The sequence below is a fragment of the Paenarthrobacter sp. E2MeOHC11 genome, assembly GCF_058744955.1.
In genome coordinates, this window is the sequence record NZ_CP196673.1 from 130,766 (window position 1) to 153,598 (window position 22,833).

The 22,833-nt window shown below is 63.1% G+C and carries 21 protein-coding genes; 8 read left to right on the forward strand and 13 right to left on the reverse strand.

The window, feature by feature from the left end; genetic code table 11:
• The 5 genes from ACSSVG_RS00660 (at position 1) to ACSSVG_RS00680 (ending at position 6,862) form a co-directional block, all read left to right on the forward strand.
• Positions 1 to 1,101, forward strand: a complete 1,101-nt coding sequence (locus ACSSVG_RS00660; RefSeq protein ID WP_492416770.1) for a threonine aldolase family protein — start codon at positions 1 to 3, stop codon at positions 1,099 to 1,101.
• Between the two features lie 64 nt (positions 1,102 to 1,165).
• A complete protein-coding gene (locus tag ACSSVG_RS00665) occupies positions 1,166 to 1,822 on the forward strand; it encodes a DUF3000 domain-containing protein (RefSeq protein WP_231338953.1) in 657 nt (218 codons plus the stop codon).
• 80 nt (positions 1,823 to 1,902) lie between these two features.
• On the forward strand, positions 1,903 to 3,264 hold the full coding sequence (locus tag ACSSVG_RS00670; protein ID WP_492416772.1) for an HRDC domain-containing protein: 1,362 nt from the start codon (positions 1,903 to 1,905) through the stop codon (positions 3,262 to 3,264).
• A gap of 191 nt (positions 3,265 to 3,455) precedes the next feature.
• Positions 3,456 to 4,724 (forward strand): thiolase family protein, encoded by a 1,269-nt coding sequence (locus ACSSVG_RS00675; RefSeq protein ID WP_492416774.1) that lies wholly within the window; start codon positions 3,456 to 3,458, stop codon positions 4,722 to 4,724.
• Positions 4,721 to 6,862, forward strand: a complete 2,142-nt coding sequence (locus tag ACSSVG_RS00680) for a 3-hydroxyacyl-CoA dehydrogenase NAD-binding domain-containing protein (RefSeq protein ID WP_492416776.1) — start codon at positions 4,721 to 4,723, stop codon at positions 6,860 to 6,862. The genes ACSSVG_RS00675 and ACSSVG_RS00680 overlap by 4 nt, the downstream gene beginning before the upstream one ends.
• Before the next feature lie 72 nt (positions 6,863 to 6,934).
• Here ACSSVG_RS00680 and ACSSVG_RS00685 read toward each other — a convergent pair whose 3' ends face one another.
• The 8 genes from ACSSVG_RS00685 to ACSSVG_RS00720 all read right to left on the reverse strand — a co-directional run bounded on the left by ACSSVG_RS00685 (position 6,935) and on the right by ACSSVG_RS00720 (position 17,829).
• On the reverse strand, positions 6,935 to 7,912 hold the full coding sequence (locus ACSSVG_RS00685) for an aldo/keto reductase (protein WP_492416778.1): 978 nt from the start codon (positions 7,910 to 7,912) through the stop codon (positions 6,935 to 6,937).
• A gap of 9 nt (positions 7,913 to 7,921) precedes the next feature.
• The gene (locus ACSSVG_RS00690; RefSeq protein ID WP_231338958.1) at positions 7,922 to 8,140 is read right to left on the reverse strand and encodes a helix-hairpin-helix domain-containing protein; all 219 of its coding nucleotides are present in this window, start codon (positions 8,138 to 8,140) and stop codon (positions 7,922 to 7,924) included.
• 31 nt (positions 8,141 to 8,171) lie between these two features.
• Positions 8,172 to 8,732 (reverse strand): hypothetical protein, encoded by a 561-nt coding sequence (locus ACSSVG_RS00695; protein ID WP_231338959.1) that lies wholly within the window; start codon positions 8,730 to 8,732, stop codon positions 8,172 to 8,174.
• Positions 8,729 to 9,298, reverse strand: coding sequence for a DUF402 domain-containing protein (locus tag ACSSVG_RS00700; protein WP_492416780.1), 570 nt, complete (start codon positions 9,296 to 9,298; stop codon positions 8,729 to 8,731). The genes ACSSVG_RS00695 and ACSSVG_RS00700 overlap by 4 nt, the downstream gene beginning before the upstream one ends.
• Positions 9,295 to 11,268, reverse strand: a complete 1,974-nt coding sequence (gene dxs, locus ACSSVG_RS00705; RefSeq protein ID WP_231338961.1) for a 1-deoxy-D-xylulose-5-phosphate synthase — start codon at positions 11,266 to 11,268, stop codon at positions 9,295 to 9,297. Before dxs ends, ACSSVG_RS00700 begins: the two co-directional genes overlap by 4 nt.
• A 175-nt stretch (positions 11,269 to 11,443) precedes the next feature.
• The gene (gene acnA / locus ACSSVG_RS00710) at positions 11,444 to 14,251 is read right to left on the reverse strand and encodes an aconitate hydratase AcnA (protein ID WP_231338962.1); all 2,808 of its coding nucleotides are present in this window, start codon (positions 14,249 to 14,251) and stop codon (positions 11,444 to 11,446) included.
• Positions 14,252 to 14,481: 230 nt separating this feature from the next.
• Positions 14,482 to 15,855, reverse strand: coding sequence for a class I SAM-dependent RNA methyltransferase (locus ACSSVG_RS00715; RefSeq protein ID WP_492416783.1), 1,374 nt, complete (start codon positions 15,853 to 15,855; stop codon positions 14,482 to 14,484).
• Positions 15,856 to 17,829 carry an APC family permease gene (locus ACSSVG_RS00720; protein ID WP_231338964.1) on the reverse strand — a complete coding sequence of 658 codons (1,974 nt, stop codon included), beginning with the start codon at positions 17,827 to 17,829 and terminating at the stop codon, positions 15,856 to 15,858. It abuts the gene before it with no gap.
• A gap of 114 nt (positions 17,830 to 17,943) precedes the next feature.
• On the opposite strand from ACSSVG_RS00720, the gene ACSSVG_RS00725 reads away from it, so the two are divergent.
• Together ACSSVG_RS00725 and ACSSVG_RS00730 are read left to right on the forward strand one after the other, a co-directional pair.
• Positions 17,944 to 18,615 carry a potassium channel family protein gene (locus ACSSVG_RS00725; RefSeq protein WP_492419101.1) on the forward strand — a complete coding sequence of 224 codons (672 nt, stop codon included), beginning with the start codon at positions 17,944 to 17,946 and terminating at the stop codon, positions 18,613 to 18,615.
• Positions 18,615 to 19,352, forward strand: a complete 738-nt coding sequence (locus ACSSVG_RS00730; protein ID WP_231338965.1) for a potassium channel family protein — start codon at positions 18,615 to 18,617, stop codon at positions 19,350 to 19,352. Before ACSSVG_RS00725 ends, ACSSVG_RS00730 begins: the two co-directional genes overlap by 1 nt.
• Here ACSSVG_RS00730 and ACSSVG_RS00735 read toward each other — a convergent pair.
• The 4 genes from ACSSVG_RS00735 to dut form a co-directional block, all read right to left on the reverse strand.
• Positions 19,319 to 20,101: a DUF3159 domain-containing protein gene (locus ACSSVG_RS00735; RefSeq protein WP_231338966.1), complete on the reverse strand. Its 783-nt coding sequence runs from the start codon at positions 20,099 to 20,101 to the stop codon at positions 19,319 to 19,321. The two genes, ACSSVG_RS00730 and ACSSVG_RS00735, sit on opposite strands and share 34 nt — an antisense overlap.
• Entirely contained in the window at positions 20,098 to 20,412 is a 315-nt protein-coding gene (locus ACSSVG_RS00740; protein WP_492416786.1) for a hypothetical protein, read from the reverse strand. The genes ACSSVG_RS00735 and ACSSVG_RS00740 overlap by 4 nt, the downstream gene beginning before the upstream one ends.
• Positions 20,413 to 20,461: 49 nt before the next feature.
• Positions 20,462 to 21,205 (reverse strand): DUF3710 domain-containing protein, encoded by a 744-nt coding sequence (locus tag ACSSVG_RS00745; protein ID WP_231338968.1) that lies wholly within the window; start codon positions 21,203 to 21,205, stop codon positions 20,462 to 20,464.
• A gap of 119 nt (positions 21,206 to 21,324) precedes the next feature.
• The gene (gene dut, locus ACSSVG_RS00750) at positions 21,325 to 21,864 is read right to left on the reverse strand and encodes a dUTP diphosphatase (RefSeq protein ID WP_492416788.1); all 540 of its coding nucleotides are present in this window, start codon (positions 21,862 to 21,864) and stop codon (positions 21,325 to 21,327) included.
• Between the two features lie 103 nt (positions 21,865 to 21,967).
• Between dut and ACSSVG_RS00755 the strand changes: the two genes are divergently transcribed.
• Positions 21,968 to 22,465 carry a DUF3093 domain-containing protein gene (locus ACSSVG_RS00755; protein WP_231338970.1) on the forward strand — a complete coding sequence of 166 codons (498 nt, stop codon included), beginning with the start codon at positions 21,968 to 21,970 and terminating at the stop codon, positions 22,463 to 22,465.
• 20 nt (positions 22,466 to 22,485) lie between these two features.
• Here the strand turns inward: ACSSVG_RS00755 and ACSSVG_RS00760 are convergent, their stop codons facing one another.
• Positions 22,486 to 22,785, reverse strand: coding sequence for a DUF4193 domain-containing protein (locus tag ACSSVG_RS00760; RefSeq protein ID WP_159706744.1), 300 nt, complete (start codon positions 22,783 to 22,785; stop codon positions 22,486 to 22,488).
• Positions 22,786 to 22,833 lie beyond the last annotated feature (48 nt).

Sequence of the window (22,833 nt, forward strand, 5' to 3'; positions counted from 1 at the left end):
GTGAATGAACAAGTGACGAGCACAGCAGAGGCAATCCACAGCGCCGTACCAGGCCAACTCCATGACCCTTCGGTTCGTGGCTTTGCCTCGGACAACTACTCCGGCGTGCACCCGGAAATTCTTTCAGCACTGGCCACAGCCAACGGTGGCCACCAGGTTTCCTACGGCGAGGACGTTTACACGGCACGCCTCCAGGACGTCATGGAGCAGCAGTTCGGCCCTGGCATCGAGTGCTTCCCGGTCTTCAACGGAACGGGCGCCAACGTCCTGTCCCTGCAGTCACTCCTGCCGCGTTGGGGAGCTGTCATCTGCGCATCCACCGCGCATATCAACATGGATGAGAACGGCGCTCCTGAGCGCATCGGCGGGATCAAGCTCCTCCAGGTACCTACCGAGGACGGCAAGCTGACTCCTGGGCTGATCGACCGGGAAGCCTGGGGATGGGGCGATGAACACCGCGCCCAGCCCCTCGCAGTCTCCATTACCCAGACCACCGAACTGGGCACGTGCTACACGCCAGAAGAAGTACGCGCCATTGCCGACCACGCCCACGCCAAGGGCATGAAGCTGCACATGGATGGTGCCCGCCTGGCTAATGCCGCCGCCTACCTAGGCGTTCCCCTGCGTGCCTTTACCCGCGACGCCGGCGTGGACATCCTGTCCTTGGGCGGGACCAAGAATGGGCTGCTCTTCGGCGAAGTCGTGGTCGCACTGAACCCGGCAGCCGCCGATGGGCTGAAGTTCCTACGCAAGATGAACATGCAGCTCGCTTCAAAGATGCGCTTCATTTCGGCCCAATTCATCGCATTACTGGAGGACGGCCTGTGGTTGCGATCGGCCGCCCACGCCAACGCCATGGCAGCCCGCCTTCGCGCCGCCGTTGAGGCGATCGACGGCGTGGAGCCCACCCAGGCAACGCAGTCCAACGGCGTCTTTGCCATCCTTCCGACGGGCGTTGCCGACCGCCTGCGCCAGAGCTTCGCTTTCTACGACTGGGACGCTGCCCGCGGCGAGGTCCGTTGGATGTGCTCCTTCGATACCACCGAGGACGACATCGACGCCTTTGTCGCAGGGATTAAGCAGGAGCTCGGATCCGCATAACCCCATGCAATCCGGGGCGGCGAGCCTGCACGGATTCGCCGCCCCGGCCGCATAATCTGCGAGGGTGAACGCCCTCGCACAGGTTCCCTCGGACTTTCTCGTCGCCCTGGGAACGCTACGAAAAGCTCAATGCCGCAGTGAACTGCGCCTTGATGAAATTCCTGCACCTGCGAGGCTCGCCCCGTACGCAGTGGCCTTGGGCGCGGAAGTTTTCAGTCCCACCGCAGCCACCCGCCAGGTTCCAGTGCATGGACCGGCCGCCAAGGCCTTCGCAGCGAGCCAGGCCACCACACCGGCAAGCGAAGAAGACGACGAACTCGCCACCGGCCGCTTCATCCTCCTCTATGATCCCGACGGATCGGCAGTGTGGGAGGGTGAGTTCCGGATTGTCACCTATATCCGCGCCCAGATGGACGCCGAAATGGGCAACGACAGCATGCTGGGCTCTGTTGCCTGGACGTGGCTGGTGGACGCCCTCGAGAACCACGCAGCCCCCTACCGCGCTGCTGGTGGCACGGCAACGAGAATCCTCTCGGAGAGCTTCGGCACCCTGGCCGAACGCCCGGACACCATAGACATTGAACTTCGCGCTTCCTGGACTCCTGCCAGTGCGGACGTCCAGGCCCACCTGGAGGCCTGGTCCGACATGGTCTGTACATTTGCCGGGCTGCCGCCGCTTCCGCCGGGCGTCACGGGACTTCCCAACAGGAGGCTGAATTGACCGTCCGCCACATGCCGTCAACCGCATCCAAACTGCCGCCAGCAACCTGCCTCGGCGTGAATCGGTAAGCTTAAGCCACCATGACCCCTGAAAATCTGGATAAAACCACAGCCGGCGATCCGGTTGCTGATCCCACCACCCACATCAAGGTTGACGGCTTCGACAGCCACGTCCCTGAAGTCATCGACCTCGACACTCCCCGCGAAGGCGTGCCACTTGTCATCGATAGTCCCGCCGGACTTGAGCGGTGTGCTGCTGCCATAGCGGCAGGAACAGGACCGGCCGGAGTGGACGCAGAGCGCGCTTCGGGTTTCCGCTACGGCCAGCGCGCCTTCCTGGTGCAGATCCGCCGTGAGGGTGCCGGTACCTGGCTGATCGATCCCGAACCGTTCGACAACCTGGACATCGTCAACGACGCCCTGCGCGGCGTCGAATGGATCCTGCACGCGGCCACGCAGGACCTGCCTTGCCTGTCCGAGCTTGGCATGTGGCCGGACAAACTGTTTGACACGGAACTTGCCGCACGCCTCGCCGGACTCCCCCGGGTCGGCCTGGCTGCCGTCATCGAGCAACTCCTCGGATTCGGACTCGCCAAAGAACACTCCGCGGCAGACTGGTCCACCCGCCCACTGCCCGAACCGTGGCTCCGTTACGCGGCCCTCGACGTCGAGGTCCTGGCAGAACTACGCGAAGAACTCATCGAACTGCTCGAGGCGGACGGCAAGCTGGAGTATGCCGACCAGGAATTTGCCGGGATCCTCGCCGCAGGAATTTCCCCGCCCCGCGTCGATCCGTGGCGGAAGACATCAGGGCTGCACCAAATCCGTGATCGGCGCCAATTGGCCGCTGTCCGCGAACTGTGGAATGAACGCGATCAGTTGGCACGCAAACGGGATGTGGCACCGGGCAGGCTCATTCCCGACTCCGCCCTCGTTGCCGCCGCCAAAGCCATGCCCACCACCGTCCCCCAACTCCTGGCGACGAAGGGATTCCACGGCCGCTCAGCCCAACGTGAGGCCCCGCGCTGGCTGCGTTGCATCACCAACGCCCGCACGTTGACCGACTTGCCACCCCTGCATTTGCCCACCAACGCCCCGCCGCCGCCACGGGTCTGGGTGGACCGGGACCCCGAGGCCGCGGCACGATTGGCGACTGCACGGCCTGCCCTGCAGGCAAAGGCCGACGAACTCAATCTGCCCGTGGAGAACCTGCTGACCCCGGACTACCTGCGACGCGTTACGTGGCGGCCACCGGCTGACATTTCACTGGACTCCGTGGCCGCTGAATTGCGGACCCTCGGTGCGCGCGAGTGGCAGGTCTCCTTCGCTGCTCCCATCCTCACCGAAGCATGCTTGAACCCGAAGCCACTTCCGACCAAAGAGGCCAAGGCGAAGGACAGCCACCAGGCAAAGGAACCACAGCAACCCAAGGAAGCCGGCTGAGCAAGTGTCGACTCCTGGCCCGTCACCCGAACCACGGTTCGCGGTGGCGGGCCTTTTGCGTCCCCGTAACCGGGCCAACAGGGACAGCATGCGCCTTGCAAGCTAAGTTACCCACGAGTAACATTGCATCAATGCCAGCCGGAGTACCCGCGATGCGGGATCCGGCACCATGTCTCAACGAGGAGTTAAACATGAGTCCATCACGCAGTGCTCAGAGGAACGTTCGCGATGTCGTCTTCGTGGACGGTGTACGTACCCCCTTCGGCAAGGCCGGGGAAAAGGGTATCTATGCGGGCACCAGGGCCGATGACCTCGTTGTGAAGTGCATCCGCGAACTCATGCGGCGGAACCCGTCACTGCCTGCGGACCGCGTCGACGAGGTGGCTATCGCCGCTACCACCCAGACCGGCGACCAAGGCCTCACCATCGGCCGGACGGCCGCATTGCTTGCCGGACTCCCCCGTACGGTTCCCGGATTCGCGATCGACCGCATGTGCGCAGGCGCCATGACGGCAGTGACAACGACGGCGAGCGGCATCGGCTTCGGCGCCTACGATGTGGTCATTGCAGGCGGCGTTGAACACATGGGAAACCATCCCATGGGAGCTGGGGCAGACCCGAACCCGCGTTTCATGTCAGAGCGCCTCGTTGACCCGGCAGCCTTGAACATGGGCAACACGGCCGAGAACCTGCACGACCGTTTCCCTGCGATCACCAAGGACCGCACGGACGCCTACGCTGCCGCTTCCCAGGCAAAACTGGCCGCCGCCTACAGCAACCAGCAAATCCAACATGACCTGGTGCCCGTAGCCACCATGAAGCCCGGCCAGGGCTGGGCCCTCCACACCACGGACGAGCCCCCTCGCCCTGGAACCACCGTGGCCGACCTCGCCGAACTGCGCACGCCTTTCCGGGCCCACGGCCGGGTCACCGCAGGCAACGCAGCAGGTCTCAACGATGGAGCCACCGCCGCCGTCCTGGCTTCGGCTGAAGCCGCCCAAGAACTGGGCCTGTCGGTCAAAATGCGCCTCGTCTCCTATGCCTTCGCCGGTGTCGAGCCGGAGGTCATGGGCATCGGACCCGTTCCGGCAACCGAGAAGGCCCTCAAGTCCGCCGGCCTGGGAATAGAGGACATCGGGCTCTTCGAGATCAACGAGGCCTTTGCGGTCCAGGTCCTCAGCTTCCTGGACCACTTCGGCATCGCCGACGACGACTCCCGGGTCAACCGCTACGGCGGGGCGATCGCCGTCGGGCATCCGCTCGCTTCCTCCGGCGTTCGCCTCATGAATCAACTCGCGCGACAATTCGAGGAAGATCCTTCAGTGCGGTACGGCATCACGACCATGTGCATTGGCCTGGGCATGGGTGCCACTGTGATTTGGGAGAACCCACACCACGCCGACTACGCATCCTCCACCGCTGATACCACCACCGCCACCACCGAAGGAGCCGCAGCATGAGCGCCGCCGAATTCCACAAGCTCGCCGCCCTCTTCCCCGACGAAGTCGTTACCCATTCCTACGTCCAGGACATCCAGCTTCCCGGGGCAGGCACTTTCGCTCTGATCACCCTGGACAACGGGCTGGACCACTCCAAACCCACGACCCTGGGCCCCAACACCCTGGTTGAACTGGGCGGCGTCCTGGAGAACCTCAAGGGACGCGCGTCACGTGGTGAAATCGTGGGCGTCGGCGTCACCGGCAAGCCGTACTTCCTGGTGGCAGGCGCCGACCTTTCAGCCGTGAAAACGCTCAAGGAACGTGAGCACGGCCTCTGGATGGCACAGCTTGGCCATGCCGTTTACAGCACACTGGCAGATCTGGGAGTTCCAAGCTTCGCCTTCATCAACGGCCTTGCCCTGGGCGGCGGCCTTGAGATCGCCCTGCAGTCCACCTACCGGACCGTTTCCACCGGCGCCGGTGCGCTGGCCCTGCCGGAGGCTTTCATCGGCCTCGTTCCGGGATGGGGCGGCGTCTACATCCTTCCTCGCCTGATCGGTCCCGAGAATGCGGTCAAGGTCATGATCGAGAACCCGCTGAGCAACAACCGAACCCTTACCGGACCGCAGGCCTTTGAGCTCGGCGTTGCCGACGCCATCTTTGAACCCGCTGACTTCGTTGAGCAGTCGCTGGCATGGGCGGCCCGCGTCATCACCGGCGACGTAACGCCAGAACGCAAGAACGCAGTGGATGCCTCGGACGACGCTGTTGCCACGCGATGGGCGGCCGCCGTGTCAGCAGGTCGCGGAGTGGTTGAGGCGAAGACGTCGAACGCCTCCCCCGCCCCGGCCAAGGTCCTGGATGTCATGGAAGCCAACCGCACCATGACACAAGCGGAATCAGCCGAACTTGAATGCGAGACCCTCGCCGGCCTGATGCAGACTGACGAATTCCGTTCGACTGTGTACGCGTTCCTGGACCTCGTCCAGAAACGCTCCAAGCGTCCCGCAGGCGCCCCTGACCGCAAGCTGGCCCGCCCGGTGACCAAAATCGGCGTCGTGGGTGCAGGACTCATGGCAAGCCAGCTCGCATTGCTTTTTGCAAGGCAACTCAAGGTCCCCGTCGTCATGACGGACATCGACCAGGCCCGGGTGGACAAGGGCGTGGCCTACGTCCATGCCGAGGTGGACAAGATGCTGGGGAAGAGGCGGATCAAGCCCGACGCCGCCAACAGGACAAAGGCGCTCATCACAGGTTCCGTCTCCAAGGAAGCATTTGCCGATGCCGACTTCGTCATCGAGGCCGTCTTCGAAGAGCTCCACATCAAGAAGCAGGTTTTTGCCGAAGTTGAGGCGATCGTCTCCCCCGAGTGCATCCTGGCCACCAACACGTCCTCACTGTCCGTCACGGCCATGGCCGAAGACTTGAAACACCCTGAACGCCTGGTGGGCTTCCACTTCTTCAACCCGGTGGCCGTCATGCCCCTCCTGGAGATCGTCAGGGCGCCCAAGACCGACGACGCCGTCCTGGCTACCGCTTTCGAACTCGCCAAGGGCCTCAAGAAGACGGCCGTGCTGGTGAAGGATGCCGCCGCCTTTGTGGTGAACCGTATCCTGCTCCGCCTCATGGGCGAGGTCATCGCAGCCTTCGACGAAGGAACACCGGCGGACGTCGCTGACAGTGCGCTACGCCCCATGGGCCTGCCCATGTCGCCTTTCACGCTCAGCGCCATGGTTGGCTTGCCGGTTGCGCAGCATGTCCAGGAATCGCTCCACGCAGCGTTCGGGGACCGGTTCCCCGTATCGCAGAACCTGCAAAAACTCATCGACAACGGAGTGAAGTCCCTATGGGTCCCGGGCCCCGATGGAGCACCTGTGATACCGGCTGAAACCATGGCCATCCTGTCCTTCGGCGACACCCCATCCACGGGCGCGGAAGTCCTTCGCCGCACACAGGATGCCTTGGCAGAGGAAATCGGGCTCATGCTTGAAGAGGGCGTCGTAGCCGGACCTGAGGACATCGACCTTTGCGTCATCATGGGCGCCGGCTGGCCGATGTTCCTCGGTGGCATTACACCGTACCTTGATCGCGTGGGCGCATCGGAGCGCGTCAACGGCAAGAGGTTCCTGGCACCCGGAATCGCATCCGCACCGGCCTAAGCCACCGGACACATGACGGAAGAGGGCCGTGACTGGAGCACCTGCTCCGGCCACGGCCCTCTTCCCCTTCGTCTAGAAAAGCGCCACCTTGGGCGCGCGCGGGAAGATCTCGTCCATTTCGTCCCGGTCTTCCTGCGTCGGGACCCAGCACACTGCTTGAGCGTTCTCGCGGATCTGCTCCGGACGGGTGGCACCGGCGATGACGCTGCTGACGCCGGGCTGCGCGGCCAACCAGGAGAAGGCCAGTTGCAGCTCGGTGATGTCCCGTTCTTTGGCGAACTGGCCGAAGCGGCCCAGCTGTTCCCAATCGGCGTCGTGCACCAGGTTGGTGCGCGTGTGGCTCAGCCGAGTCCCTTCCGGTGCCTTGCCGGCAGAATACTTGCCCGTCAGCAGTCCGTTGGCGAGCGGGAAATACGGGAGCACTCCCAAGGAGAAGGCCCCCGCCGCGGGCAGGACTTCGAGCTCGGCACGGCGGTCCAGCAGGTTGTAGTGGTTCTGCGTCGAGATGAAGCGGACACCCCCTGCCTGGCGGCCGACATACTCAGCCTCGGCGATCTGCCAACCGGCAAAGTTGGAGTGCCCGACATAGCGGACCTTGCCACTGGTCACCAAGTCATCCAAGGCCGCCAAGGTCTCTTCGATGGGCGTCAGAGGATCCGGGGTATGGAACTGGTAGAGGTCGATCCACTCAGTATCCAAGCGGCGGAGCGACGCCTCTACGGCTTTCACGACGTAGCGGCGTGAACCCCGGGCACCGAAATCGTTGCCGTTGACGCCGCCCATGTCCATGCCGAATTTGGTACCGATGACCACGTCATCACGGCGACCTTTCAGGGCCTTGCCCAACATGGACTCGCTCAGGCCCGGCTCGCGTCCATAGACATCCGCAACGTCGAAGAACGTTACTCCGGCATCAAGTGCGGCGTGGACAACGGCGTCCGTGCCGTCCTGGGACTCGGTGGGTGTATTGGCGCGCCCCAGATTATTGCAGCCCAGCCCAACAGCTGAGACGGTCAATCCGGAATGGCCAAGGCGTCGGTATTCAGTCATGAATTCAGCCTAGCCGCCGCTGTAGGAGATTCCCGATTCCTCCATGGCGTCCTCAAGTTGTGCAATGGCCACAGGTCCCATGCCGTGGAGCTTGGCGATTTTCGCCTCGCCAAACTCCGCCAGCTGCTCCAATGTCTCAATTCCCTCGTGCGCCAAGGCCCGTCTCGCAGGGGCAGCGAGGCCCTTGGGCAGCGGTGTATGTCCGGGCCAGTTGCTCTTGGACGACATGGGTGGTCCCTCCTGGTGCGTTGGGTGCTACTTAGAGAGTAAAGCCCACGCCTTGCTTGGGCGAGTGCTTCACCCGGAAGGCACCGGGCTCGCTGTGGGGTGCCGCGGCAATGGTGAGTTTGGTGAAGTCCAGATCCTCACCACGAACACAGATCTTGATCGCGTTCACTGCCTTATTCACATCAGGGCAGAGGCAGAAAATGTTCAGGTGGCCGTTGCCGATTTCCGATCGGTCCACTATGCCGAGCCCACGCCAGGCAAGTTCACCGGTAAGTGCTGCCTTCGCTTTCCGTTCAAGGTGCCGGTCGCGTTCGGTGCCGTCCTTGGTCTTCAACGCAATCTGGGCAACCACCCAAAACTGATCGGACTCGGGAATTTCAGCGTATCCGTCTTCTTCGCATTGCGCGGCAAAAGCCGCCATTAGGCCTTCCACCGAGGAGTCGTCGTCGACGTCTGTCTCATCCGTCTTGCTCTGGTGGCCCACAACGCCGTGATTGATCACGAACTGCTGGTCCTCGTCGTCGTACCAGGCTTCCCGGAAGTGAAGGACTCCCTCGTCGTCCCGCTTGTACGTGCGAATAATGCCGCTCATGCTCGTCCTTTCCTGAACCACTCGGCACTGGTGCTGTTGGCTCCGGTGACGTCGAATGGTGCTTTCATGGCCACTACTGCCTCAAAAAGGGCTGCGCATTCTGCGCGCATAGCGTCCACTGTGTCGTCCGGATAGCCCATGGCTGCCCGGTGCTGCTCAAATTCGTCCTCGTCGTCCACGAACACGCCGTGCTTGGTGGAGCGGATCACGTCCAGGTCCATGTCGATCATATGGAACTCCGTGACGCCCGGCTTGATGGGGTTCCAACTGTGGGCGGTGGCAACGTCAACGTAGATCCGGAAGTCGCCTGGGTACGTATCGTCGTAGAACGTGGCCACGAACTCTCCGGTACGTGGGACCAACAGTACTGCGTCCGACGCCGCGTAGAAGGCTGCCCCGGGACGTGAACAGAACTCCCCCGCACCCTGAAAAATCCACCAGCCGTGGATGTCTTCGCCGAGGTAGCGGCCGGGCACCACCCAGTGGGCCTTGCCATTCCATTTCCTGTTCCTCGACACAACGAGGTCACCGGGCTGCAGCGAGCCCGGACTACGGTGGTCCATCACAACGTGGGCAGGCTTCCGGTGGTGGGGTGCTCCTGGCCCGGGAGGGGCCTTGCAAAGGGGACTTTTGTCCCCAGAACCTGCGCTACGACGTCGTGGGCTATCTTTTGGGCGGTCAGTCCCACGCGCTCCAGCACCTGGCTTCGGGAACCATGTACCAGGAACTCGACCGGCAAACCGACTTCGTTGAGGGCTGTATCCACGCCCGCAGCACGCATTTCCTGCCGGATGCGCGATCCGACGCCGCCTGCACGCACGCCGTCTTCAATGCAGATGACCAGGCGATGGCGGGCAGCAAGGGCGATAATCGACTTCCGCACAGGAAGGACCCAGCGCGGATCCACCACCGTGGAGCTGATGCCTTGCGCGCCGAGGCGGCTGGCAACATCGAGGGCGAGTTCGGACATGGCGCCGACGCTGACAATGAGGACATCGTTTTCAGTGGAACCCTCAGGTCGCCGCGCGAGGATGTCCACGCCGTCGTGAAGCCTGTCGATGGCTTCAACCTCCGAACCGACACTGCCCTTGGAGAACCGCACCACTGTGGGGGCGTCATCGACGGCGACGGCCTCCCTCAGTTCCTCACGGAGCCTTGTGGCATCGCGGGGAGCTGCCAAATGGAGTCCCGGCACGATCTGAACCATGGCCATGTCCCACATGCCGTGGTGGCTGGGGCCATCCGGGCCGGTCACGCCTGCCCTGTCCAGGACGATCGTGACGCCGGCCTTGTGCAGCGCCACATCCATGAGGAGCTGGTCGAAGGCGCGGTTCAGGAAAGTTGCGTAGACCGCCACCACGGGGTGGAGGCCGCCGAAGGCCATACCGGCAGCGGATGTGAGGGCGTGCTGCTCGGCAATCCCGACGTCGATAACGCGCTCAGGGTGGCGCTCGGCAAACTTGTGAAGGCCGACCGGGATGAGCATGGCGCCGGTGATGCCAACGATATCCTGGCGCTCATCGGCGATGTCCGCGATCTCCTCGGCAAACACCGAGGTCCACGATCTGGCACCCGGCATTTCCGTGGACTCACCGGTTTCGGGGTCGATAATTCCCACGGCATGGAATTGGTCTGCCTCGTTCGCCAGGGCCGGGGCGTAACCGTGGCCCTTCTCGGTCATGGCGTGGACGATCACAGGTCCGCCGTAGGCCTTGGCGGTATTCAAGGCGTTTTCCATGGCCTGGAGGCTGTGCCCGTCCACCGGACCGATGTACTTCATTCCAAGGTCCTCGAACATACCTTGAGGTGCCCACCAGTCCTTGATGCCCTTCTTCATGGCGTGCAGGCTCTTGTAGGTGAACTGCCCGGCGGGGCCGCCGTTCTGCAGTTTCTTCTTCCACCAGTCCAGCATGCGCTCATAGGCCGGAGTAGTGCGCAGGGAGTCGATGGTGGGGCGCAGCGAAGCGAGGTAATCGGCAAATCCGCCGACGGTGGGTGCGTATGATCGTCCGTTGTCATTGACAACGATGACCACGCGACGACGCTTGTCGGCTGCGATGTTGTTGATCGCTTCCCACGTCATACCGCCGGTCAGGGCGCCATCGCCAACAACAGCGACGACGAAACGGTCGCCTTCGCCAGTCAACTGGCGGGCGCGTGAAATACCGTCTGCCCAGGACAAAGATGATGACGCGTGCGAGCTCTCCACTATGTCGTGCTCGGATTCGGCACGGTCCGGATAGCCGGAAAGTCCGCCTTGCTGGCGAAGGGTGCTGAAGTCCTGGCGGCCAGTGAGCAGCTTGTGCACATAGGACTGGTGCCCGGTATCGAAGACGATACTGTCCCGCGGCGACTCGAAGATCCGGTGGACAGCCAGTGTGAGTTCGACGACGCCCAGGTTCGGGCCAAGGTGTCCACCCGTGGCGGCTACGTTGGTGATCAGGAATTCCCTGATTTCGCCGGCCAGTTGTTCCAGCTCCGTGCCGGACAGTTTGGCCAGGTCCTGTGGATCCTTGACGGTTTCCAAAAGTCCCAACGGCCCTCCTTAGGGTGAATGACGTGCTTGTTAACTTTAGCGCGTGCCCGGCGCCCGCGTTTCCGCACACACGTGATCCGGGGTGTGGCGTTCAGTGGACGCCAACAGCCCCGGCTGGTCAGATGACCGGCCGGGGCTGTCTGGCACAGGAATCAGCTGGAAACCAGCTGGTCCACTATGCGGAGATCTGGCGCAGTACGTACTGCAGGATGCCACCGTTGCGGTAGTAGTCCGCTTCGCCCGGGGTATCGATGCGCAGAACGGCGTCGAAGGACTTGACGGTGCCGTCCTCAGCCGTAGCCGTGACCTTGAGCGTCTTCGGCGTAGTGCCGTTGTTCAGCTCGGTCACTCCCTCAACTGCGAACGTTTCCGTACCGGTCAGGCCCAGTGTTGCTGCCGACTCGCCGGCGGGGTACTGCAGCGGAAGGACGCCCATGCCGATCAGGTTGGAGCGGTGGATGCGCTCGTAGCTTTCGGCGACGACGGCCTTGACACCCAGAAGTGCAGTTCCCTTTGCTGCCCAGTCACGGGATGAACCGGAACCGTATTCCTTGCCTGCCAGGACCACCAGCGGCGTTCCCGCTGCCTGGTAGTTCTGCGCGGCGTCGTAAACGTAGGCCTGCGGTGCACCTTCCTGGCTGAAGTCGCGGGTGAAGCCACCTTCGACGCCGTCCAGGAGCTGGTTCTTGATGCGGATGTTGGCAAAGGTACCGCGGATCATGACTTCGTGGTTTCCACGGCGTGAACCGTAGGAGTTGAAGTCTTTGCGCTCCACGCCGTTGGCCAACAGGTACTGGCCGGCCGGGGTGTCCGACTTGAACGAGCCTGCCGGGGAGATGTGGTCCGTGGTGACGGAGTCGCCAAGCTTCAGGAGCACGCGGGCACCTGAAATGTCCTTGACGGGATCCGGCTGCGCCTTCATGCCCTCGAAGTATGGGGGCTTCCGCACGTAGGTGGAGTCCTCAGCCCAGGCGAAGGTGTCACCGGCGGGCGTGTCGAGTGCCTTCCAGCGGTCGTCGCCGTCGAAGACGCCCTCGTAGCCCTTGGCGAACATGGCCTCGTCGATGGAGGAGTCGATGACTTCCTGCACCTCGATGGGGTTCGGCCAGATGTCCTTCAGGAAGACCTCGTTGCCTTCGGAGTCGGTGCCCAGGGCATCGGTGTCGAAGTCGAAGTCCATGGAACCGGCCAGGGCGTAGGCGATGACCAGCGGCGGCGACGCCAGGTAGTTCATCTTCACGTCCGGGTTGATACGGCCTTCGAAGTTGCGGTTGCCCGAGAGGACTGCCGTCACGGAGAGGTCGTTGGCCTGGATTGCCTCGGAGATTTCCGGTTCAAGCGGGCCGGAGTTGCCGATGCAGGTGGCGCAACCGTAACCCACGATGTAGAAACCGAGCTTCTCCAGGTACGGGGTCAGGCCGGACTTCTCGTAGTAGTCGGTGACGACCTTGGAGCCGGGGGCTACGGACGTCTTGACCCACGGCTTGGACGTCAGGCCCTTGTCCACGGCGTTACGTGCCAGGAGGGCAGCAGCGAGCATGACGGACGGGTTGGATGTGTTGGTGCAGGACGTGATCGAGGCGATCGACACTGCGCCGTGGTCCAACTCAAATTCGCGGCCATCGGCGGTCTTGACGTGCACCGGCGAGGACGGCCGTCCGTGCGCACCGTTGGCAGCCGACGCAACGCGTGCGGTCTCCGTGGTGTGCGAGTCGGCGTGCGTGAAGGACGGCGAATCGGATGCGGGGAAGGACTCGTCCAGGGACTCGTCCACGCTGCCGTCTTCGATGGAGACGTAGTTGTGGATGTCCTTGCGGAACTGCTCCTTGGCATCGGTGAGCTCGATGCGGTCCTGGGGACGCTTCGGGCCGGAGATGGACGGAACAACAGTGGACAGGTCCAACTCGAGGAACTCGGAGAAGCGCAGTTCGCGGGAAGGATCGTGCCAGAGGCCCTGTTCCTTGCTGTACGCCTCGACCAGCGCGACGTTCTCCTGTGAGCGGCCGGTGAGGCGCAGGTAGTCCAGGGTGACGTCGTCGATCGGGAACATGGCTGCCGTGGAACCGAATTCCGGGCTCATGTTGCCGATGGTGGCGCGGTTGGCCAGCGGCACAGCCGCAACGCCCTCACCGTAGAACTCGACGAACTTGCCAACGACACCGTGCTTGCGCAACATTTCGGTGATGGTGAGCACGACGTCGGTAGCGGTGGCGCCGGCAGGGATGCTGCCGTTGAGCTTGAAGCCAACAACGCGGGGAATCAGCATGGAGACGGGCTGGCCAAGCATTGCTGCCTCGGCTTCGATGCCGCCGACGCCCCAGCCCAGGATGCCCAGGCCGTTGACCATGGTGGTGTGCGAGTCGGTACCAACGCAGGTGTCGGGGTAGGCGCGGACTACACCGTCTACCTCGCGGGTCATGACAGTGCGTGCCAGGTACTCGATGTTGACCTGGTGGACGATGCCGGTTCCCGGGGGGACAACCTTGAAGTCGTCAAATGCGGTCTGGCCCCAACGAAGGAACTGGTAGCGCTCACCATTGCGCTGGTATTCGATCTCCATGTTGCGCTCCAGTGCGCCGGAGTTACCGAAGGCGTCAATCTGGACGGAGTGGTCGATGACCATTTCTGCAGGTGCCAAGGGATTGACGCGCTTGGGATCGCCGCCGAGCTCCTTGACTGCTTCACGCATGGTGGCAAGGTCAACAACGCAGGGAACGCCGGTGAAGTCCTGCATGATGACGCGGGCGGGGGTGAACTGGATTTCCGTGTCGGGCTCCGCATTGGGATCCCAACCGGCCAGGGCGCGGACATGGTCCGCCGTAATATTGGCGCCATCCTCAGTCCGCAGGAGGTTTTCAAGCAATACCTTAAGGCTGAACGGAAGGCTGTCTGCGCCCTCTACGGAGTTCAACCGGAAAATTTCATAATCGGTGCCGGCTACATTCAGTACGCCTTTGGAACCGAAGCTGTCCACAGTGCTCATGGCAGGACTCCTCTCGCAACAGTTTCATCTTTGTCGCGTGGTTGGCCGCTAGCCAGTTAGGCGCACCTTACTTAGCCGGGCGGCATCTCTCTTGGTCACCCCGGCCCGCGGCGTTGATTCCTGCGGAGCGGGACTACTACGCCCATCGTAGTGGCATCCATCCAAAGAGTGGCATGCAGCCGCCAAAGCCGGTGCCGCCCGCCGCACTCCGCGGGCGGGCGACACCCGGGCTACGAGGAGGGAACGATCAGCGCCACGGTTTCAAGGTGGTGGGTGTTCGGATAGAGATCGAACGCGCGCAGGGCCTCCAGCCTCCAACCGCCCTGGTGGAAGTAACCCAGATCACGCGCAAAGGATGCAGGATCACAGGACACATAGGCGATTGCCCGGGGGCCGGTTGCCATCAATTGCTTGACCACGGCTTTGCCGGCTCCGGCCCGCGGTGGATCAAGCACCAGGGAGTCGAAGCTCCGGGCGCGCTGGTGGAGGACACGCTCCACGCGTCCTTGAACGATTTCCACCTGTGGTTCACCGTGCAGGTTTTTGCGGGCGTCCCTGCTGGTGCCCGGGGCACCCTCCACCGAAAGCACCGAGCCGGTGACACCGACGGCGTCCGCCAGCGGTGCCGTAAACAGCCCGGCACCGGCATAGAGGTCCGCTACTGCTGCGCCGGGCTGCAAGTACCCACCGCTGGAAAGATAGTCCGTCACAGCGCCCACCAGCGTATCCGGCGCATCCTTGTGGATCTGCCAGAACCCTTCCCCCGTGACACGGTATTCGTGGCCGGCTGCGGTCTCCTGCACCCAGGTCCTCCCGCGCAACTGCAGGACTTCCCCCTTGCTGGGGTCGAAGCTTGCCACCGACACGTCATGCGGCAGCTGCGACAAAATGCTGTGAATCCTCTTGGGGCTTGTGCCCTCCTCCGGCGCCAGCAGAATCAGGGGCCGCGAACCATTGGCAGGGACAGCAACCTCAATGCGGGCGATGCCTGACAGGTCAAGATCCCACAGCTTCAGTCCGTTGAGTCCCGGGAGTGCCAAGGGCATCTCCTTGATGGGAAGCACAACGTCCGAGCGGTGCGCGTGCATGCCCAACCGGCCCTTGGGAGTGACAGCAAAGCTGGCCCGCGTACGCCAGCCGAGGCCGCCGTCGTGATTGTCCCCCACGGCTTCCACCTCGGTGGCGAGGTCCAAACCGGCGAGCCGCTTGAGCTGTTCGGCCAAAACTTCCGCCTTCAGCGCCCGTTGCCGCTGCAGCGAAATGTGCCCAAGCTCGGCACCGCCAACCGGCGGCGCGCCCCGGTTCCACGCGGCCAGTGAGTCCGCGGGCTTCCAGAAATGCGGGACCCGGTCCGGTGAAGGCTCAAGGACCTCGACGACGTCGGCGCGCCAGAAGCTTGATGAGTCGCCGGAGTCGGTCAAGCGGATGCGGACCTTCTCCCCCGGGATGGCGTGCCGGACGAAGATGACGCGCCCTTCGTGGCGTGCGACGAAGTGCCCGCCGTGTGCAATGGGACCAATGTCGACGACAAGTTCAGTACCTGGCCCACTGTGGTTTTCGTTGGCGGGCGTTCCGGCGTGGGGGGAAATGCGATGGGAGGTCATTTAGGTATCCTGCAGTGCCTTTGCTTCTTCGGACGACTTCAGCTGCCACGGAACGCTGGCAACCATGACTCCGGGTTCAAAGTGGAGCCTCGTCTTGATTCTGAGTGCTGTTTGGTTGTGGACCAGTTGTTCCCACCACTTGCCCACGACATATTCGGGGATGTAGACCACGATCAAGTCCCGCGGTGAGTCGCGGCGCATGTTCTTGACGTAATCCATGATGGGGGTCACGGTCTCGCGGTAAGGGCTGGCCAGGACGGTCAGGGGAACCGGAATCTCCAGTTTCTCCCAGTCCCGGACGGTGTGCTCCGTCTCCTCGGTATTGATGTCGACTGTTATCGCGTCAAGGCGCGAGGGCCGTGACGCCCTGGCGTAAGCCAACGCCCTGAGGACCGGCTTGCGGACGTGTGAAACAAGCAAGACCGCGTGGACACGCGTAGGCAACGCACGCGGCGACGAGTCCTCGTCCACCGCCAGTTCCCTGGCCACGTTGTCATAGTGGGCACGGATGCTCCACATGATGAGGAACAGAATAAACATGGCGAGCAAAGCGATCCAGGCGCCCTGCTCGAATTTGGTGATCAGGACGATCACCAGGACCAGTGCAGTCATGCCAAAGCCGACCATGTTGATGGTGCGCGACTTGAAAATCCTCCGGCGCACGGCCTTGTCCCTGGCCAGTTTCAATTCGCGGCCCCAGTGCCGGACCATGCCGAGCTGACTGGCCGTGAACGAAATAAAGACGCCCACGATGTAGAGCTGGATCAGCTTGGTCACATCTGCGTTGAACGCGAGGATCAGGACCAGCGCGCCTGCGGCCAAGGCCAGGACGCCGTTGCTGAACGCGAGCCTGTCGCCACGGGTTCTGAGTTGACGCGGGAGGTAGCCGTCCTGGGCAAGTATCGAGCCAAGTACCGGGAATCCGTTGAAGGCGGTGTTGGAGGCGAAAACCAGGATGACGCCCGTGGCAGCAACCACGACATAGAAAAGTATGGAGCCCGAACCGAAGATGGTGTCCGCGATCTGGCTGATGGCTGGAGTCTGGATGTACCCCTCTGGAAGAGGCTTGCCGTCCACCAGGAATTCCCGGGCCGGATCCAGGACGATGTGCACTTTGGTGGCGTTCGCCAAGTAGAGGATTCCCGCCAGCATGGAAGCAGCAATAACCCCAAGCAACAACAACGTGGTGGCCGCGTTCTTACTCTTCGGCTTCTGAAAATTGGGGACGCCATTACTGATGGCCTCAACACCGGTCAGGGCAGCAGCGCCCGAAGAAAAGGCACGCAGAAGCAGGAAGGCCCCTGCGAGCCCCACCAGGCCTTCATCGAAGCCAGGCTCGGGGACGATGGTGAAGTCGGCGGAGGGCGCCTCGCCCAAGGTGCCGGTGAGGGCCTGGAAGATGCCGACGCCAGTCATGCCGAGGATCGAGGCCATGAAGATATACGTGGGAATGGCGAAGACTGTCCCGGCTTCCTTGACGCCACGCAGATTGACCAGCGCCAGGATGATGACGCCGACCGTGGCGATCAGTGCCTGCTGGCCATGCAGAGCCGGGATGGCAGTGGTGAGGTACGTGGCGGCTGAGGACATGGACACGGCAACCGTCAGCACGTAGTCCACCAGGAGCGCCGAAGCCACCGTGAGCCCGGCGTACTTGCCCAGGTTGACGTTCGCGATCTCGTAGTCGCCGCCGCCGGACGGATACGCGTGGACGTTCTGGCGGTAGGACGCCACCACTGTGAGCAAAACCACCATGACGGCGAGGCCAACAAGCGGTGAGAATGCCACAGCACTGACTCCGGCAAGGGCCAGTGTCAGCAGGATTTCGTCAGGAGCATAAGCTACCGAGGACAAGGCATCCGAGGCGAAGATCGGCAATGCGATGCGTTTGGGCAACAAGGTGTGGGACAGGCGGTCATTCCTGACTGGCCGGCCCACCAACACCCGCTTCGCGGCATTCAGAATTGTCAGCACTCCGCAAAGCTACTCTGAATCCCCAGCGATGTCATGACGGTTGTCGCAGGCAACCCACGCCGCAACGGTAAAGTCATACCGAGCGGGACTGACAACACACATAAAGGAGACATGGTGGCTCACTTCGTGATCATGGGCTGCGGCCGTGTTGGCGCAACCCTGGCGCACACCTTGGAGGATGCGGGCCACTCGGTCGCCATCATCGACCAGGACGAGCGGGCCTTCCGCCGGCTGCGCAACACCTTTACCGGGCGCAAGGTCACCGGCGTCGGCTTCGACCGGGACACCCTCAAGCAGGCGGGCGTGGAAGAGGCCTACGCCTTCGCTGCCGTCTCCAGTGGCGACAACTCAAACATTTTGGCCACGCGCGTGGCCCGCGAGACATTTCATGTTGCCCATGTTGTGGCACGAATCTACGATCCCGGACGCGCCGAGATCTATCAGCGCCTTGGTATCCCCACAGTCGCAGCCGTCCGTTGGAGCGCCGACCAGGTCCTCCGCCGCATACTTCCCGAGCAGCATTTGGCCGGCGACTACCGCGAGCCATCAGGCCGCCTCGTGTTGGCCGAAGTGGACCTGCACGAAGACTGGATCGGGCACAGCCTCAGTTCCATCGAAGCTGCCTCCGGAATCCGCATCGCCTTCCTCACCCGGTTCGGTGAAGGCCTGCTGCCCCAATCCGGGACGGCATACCAGGAGGGCGACACGGTCCACGCGATGCTGAGCCTGGACCGAACGTCCGAGATCAGCCGGATCCTCGTCAAAGCACCCGCCAAGGAGTCTTAGTGAAAGTTGTCATCGTTGGCGCAGGAAGCGTCGGCTCGTCCATTGCGCGTGAGCTGCTCGCCCACAAGCACCAGATTCTCCTCATCGACCTGAAGCCCGAGGTGATTGGCCGCAGCGGGCTGCGGGGCGCACGCTGGTTGGTGGGCGACGCTTGCGAACTCAGCACCCTGCAGGACGCAAAACTCGAGGACGCCGACGTCGTGGTTTCCGCCACTGGCGACGACAAAGTCAATCTGGTGGTCTCCCTGCTTGCCAAGACGGAATTCGGCGTGGGACGCACTGTAGGGCGCGTGAACAACCCCAAAAACGACTGGATGTTCAACGATTCCTGGGGCGTCGACGTGGCCGTTAACACCCCGCAGCTCATGACGGCGCTCGTGGAAGAGGCCGTTGAAATCGGCGACATCGTCCGCCTGCTGACACTCCAGACAGGCGTGGCATCGATCGTGGAATTCACCGTTCCGCATGATTCCCACGTCATCGGCAGCACGGTGGGTGGGATCGACTGGCCCGAGGACGCCACGTTGGTTGCGATTCTGCGCGACCAGGCGCCGATCACGCCTACCCGGGATGATGTGCTTGACGGTGGTGACGAGCTCTTCTTCGTCACCACCATCGCAGCTGAGGACGGCTTGCGGGCACTTTTGTCACCGGCTTCCGACGACGGCGGGGAACCTCGTGAGGGCGCCCCCGAAGCTGCCGATCAGTCCGCTGAGGACGACGGCTTCGACGGTTGAGGTGCCGGCTTGGTTACCAGCCAGGCAACCCATAGTCCCAGGATGTACAGCGGGGCGCCCATCAGGAGCCTGGTGGTCGCCAACGCTGTCAGGCCAGCCTCACCCATGAAGTACAACGGCACCTGCACCACTAGGCGCAACGCCAGCACCGCCACGACGATCCACGTGCCCAGTTTGTAGGCCCGTAGTCTTTCCTGGTCTTTGCGCCACTCGAGTCCTTCGTTGCGCACGAAGCCGAAGAGCAGACCGGCTATGGGCCACTTCAGCACGATGGACAGCACCATGGCGGCTATGTAGGCAATGTTCGTGAAGAATCCGAGGACATAGAAGTCTTCGGCCTTGCCCGTGGTGTTGGCCAGCCAGGCAGAAATTCCAACCCCCACCACGCCGGCAAGTGCTTGGGTCAGGGGGCGCCGCTGGATCAGCCGGACCACCGTGAAGACCGCGGCAGCAGCCAACGCTGCAACCAAGGCAGGGGTCAGGTCCCGGGTGACGGTGAAAGCTACCAGGAAAACCAAGCCCGGAAGGATGCTCTCGGCAATGCCTTGCCATCCGCCAGCTGACTTCAGCATGTCCACGTGGCCCGCGCTGTTCCTGTGGAGGCCGGCCTTTTCAGCGTACCCGGCGGCGATATCGGACACACTGGGACCTTCCACGGCGGGTTTTGCGGCGTCACGCCCGGGTGCTGTTTGGTCTTCGGGAACAGCATCCCCGGTGTTCTGCGGTTCTGATCCGTTGGCCACGGTCATAGGTGCTCCTGACGGGAAAGTATTTCGTAGCGTGGATTGAACATGGCCGGCAGTCCGTCGACTTGTGTCACCATGCCGTTCAGGCGAAGCTGCACACCGGCTTCGATGCCTGGAACCCGCAACCTGCCCAGCCAGATAACGCGAAGGCGGTCATATGGCCTCCTGGCTCCCCCGGCTGGCGGTTGGGTTCCGGGCCGCAAGGCATCGACAACCACAGCCGAGAAGAACGGCTGTTCACTGGGCGGCTGGTGCGTCACCGATTCGATGAATCCGGTGCATACCGCCCGGCCCCGTGCTGGAAGATCACGCACTCCGTCGGCTTGGGGCCACCGGTCGGCTGCCCCGTTGTGACCTGGCGTGTCAGCCAATCTGGGTGATCTCCGGCCCTCGCTCCGGCTGCTCCATCACGGGGGCACCTTGCGGGGCGCCGGCTTGCCCGGGCACGGCAGCGTCCTTGGGCAGGCGGAGCTGGAGAAGTTCCCGGGGCGGCATCGGGTTGTCGCCACGGACAACGACCACACGGCGGAAAAGCTCTTCCAGACCCGTAGCGGCCTCACGTTCCAAGGCAGCCGGTCCTCCAAGGACACCACGGAGGAACCAGCGCGGCCCGTCCACGCCCATAAAGCGGGCTGCCCGGAAGCCGCGGCTGCCATCGGCGGCTTCGGCTGGCAGCTTCGCGACGAGCTCAGTACCGAAGGTCCCGGAGATTTCTTCCGTTTCCCCGCCCTGGCTCGTCACGGACTGAGTGATCTGTTCCCGGATCTCGTCCCACAGGCCTTCGGAACGGGGGGCCGCAAACGCCTGGAGCTGCAGGCTGGAACCGTTGAGGTCCATGGTCACTGCCACCACGCGTTGGGTGGCTTCTTCCACTTCAAGCCTCAGCTGGAGACCTTCGGCCGGTGCGATCAGGAGCGCACCGAGGTCGACGTAGCCGTCATGGTCCTCGATCTCGTCTATGTCCAAGGGGCCTTTGGCGAGCCGGAAATCACCAGGCGTGCCTGCCTGGCCTGATTCCGGGCCTTGTGCCTCGACCCCCGGTTCCCCGACGGTGCCGGCCGATTCCGACCGATCGTCCTTGGACTTCTTGCCGCGCCCAAAAAGCATTGGGTTTTCTCCTTAGTAGTGGTCTATCCCCAAGTAAACCGCAACCACGATAAACCGCGATAACCCACGCCATTGAGGCAAGCGGTAGCCTGCGACACGCGGCGGGTTCAGCAGTTTGCTTAGGCTTTCGGGGCGCTAAAGCCGCCAGTGGACCCGAAGCCGCCGGATCCCCGAACAGATTCGGACAGTTGGTCAACGGTCACGAAACGCGCGTATTCGACGCGCTGAATCACCATTTGTGCAATTCTATCGCCGCGTTTGAGGTCAATGGCATGGTTTTGGTCGGTGTTCAGCAGCGTGACTGCGATTTCGCCACGGTAGCCTGCGTCCACAGTGCCTGGAGCGTTCACCACGGTGAGTCCATGCTTGGTGGCCAGGCCTGAACGGGGGTGGATGAGCGCCACGAATCCGTCCGGCAGTGCGATGGAGACGCCGGTGGGAACGAGTTTGCGTTCACCGGGGGCGAGGTGCACATCCTCACGGGCCCGGAGGTCCGCGCCTGCGTCGCCTGGGTGCGCGTAGGACGGGGCTTCCAAACCGCTGTCGAGCATTTTCAGCTGCACGTCCAAAGTAGGTGCGCCGTAGGCTGCGCGGGCATCACCTGCCTCCACGGCTGAAGGGGCGGCGTCTGAACTGAATACTGCGGTCTCATTGCTCACAGTGGTCCATTCTACGGGGAGCGGCCACCAGCAGGACCGCCCATGTCAGCGGCAGGCGTGACCCTGGGCGCCGCGGCAGTCCACGGCCCGATAAGCTGGAGGCATGCCTACGCCTGACCAGTCCTCCCCTGTGCCTGCCCGGAACACCCCCTCAGCCTCCGAGGTCCTGTACACCGAAAAGCTGTGGCCGTCAGTGTGGATCTGGGTTGTGGTGGTTGGCCTGTCGGGCGCGGGCGTCCTGATGTTTGGCCCCATCAGCGCAGCCACGGGCATTATTGCCGCCCTGGTCCTGCTGGCCATCATGACCATCATGTTGGTGCTCTCCACGCCCACCATCACCGTCACTGCCGACACGGTCCGGGTTGGCAGGGCAAGCATCGACCGCAAGTTCGTAGGCTCTGTCCAGGCCTTCAAGAAGGCGGAAGCTACAGCCGAGCGGGGCCCGCGCCTCAATGGACTGGCCTACATGTGCTTCCGTGGCTGGATTGACCCTGTGGTCAAGATTGAGATCACCGATCCAGCTGACCGCACTCCGTACTGGCTCGCGTCGTCCCGCCGGCCCGATGAGCTTGTCACCGCCCTGAGCGCCCCGCGGGACTAACACCGGCCGGGACAGTACACCTAGCTCTCACACTCCTTGCAATACAGGTGGCCGCCCCGCTCTGTAGCGATCTGGGACCTGTGCTTGACGAGGAAACAGTTGAAGCAGGTGAATTCGTCCGCCTGCGGTGGCATGACCTGGATAAGGAGCTCTTCTCCGGAGAGATCCGCTCCCGGCAGTTCGAAGCCGTCAGCCAGTTCGGTCTCATCGACGTCCACCGCGGAGGATTGCTTCCCCGACTGGCGCGTCTTAAGTTCCTCAAGGGAATCCTCACTGACGTCTTCCTCGGTCTTTCGCGGAGCATCGTAATCGGTGGCCATGGTCCTTCCTCATCCTCCATACACGCTGTGGGTGGGATACCTGTTTCG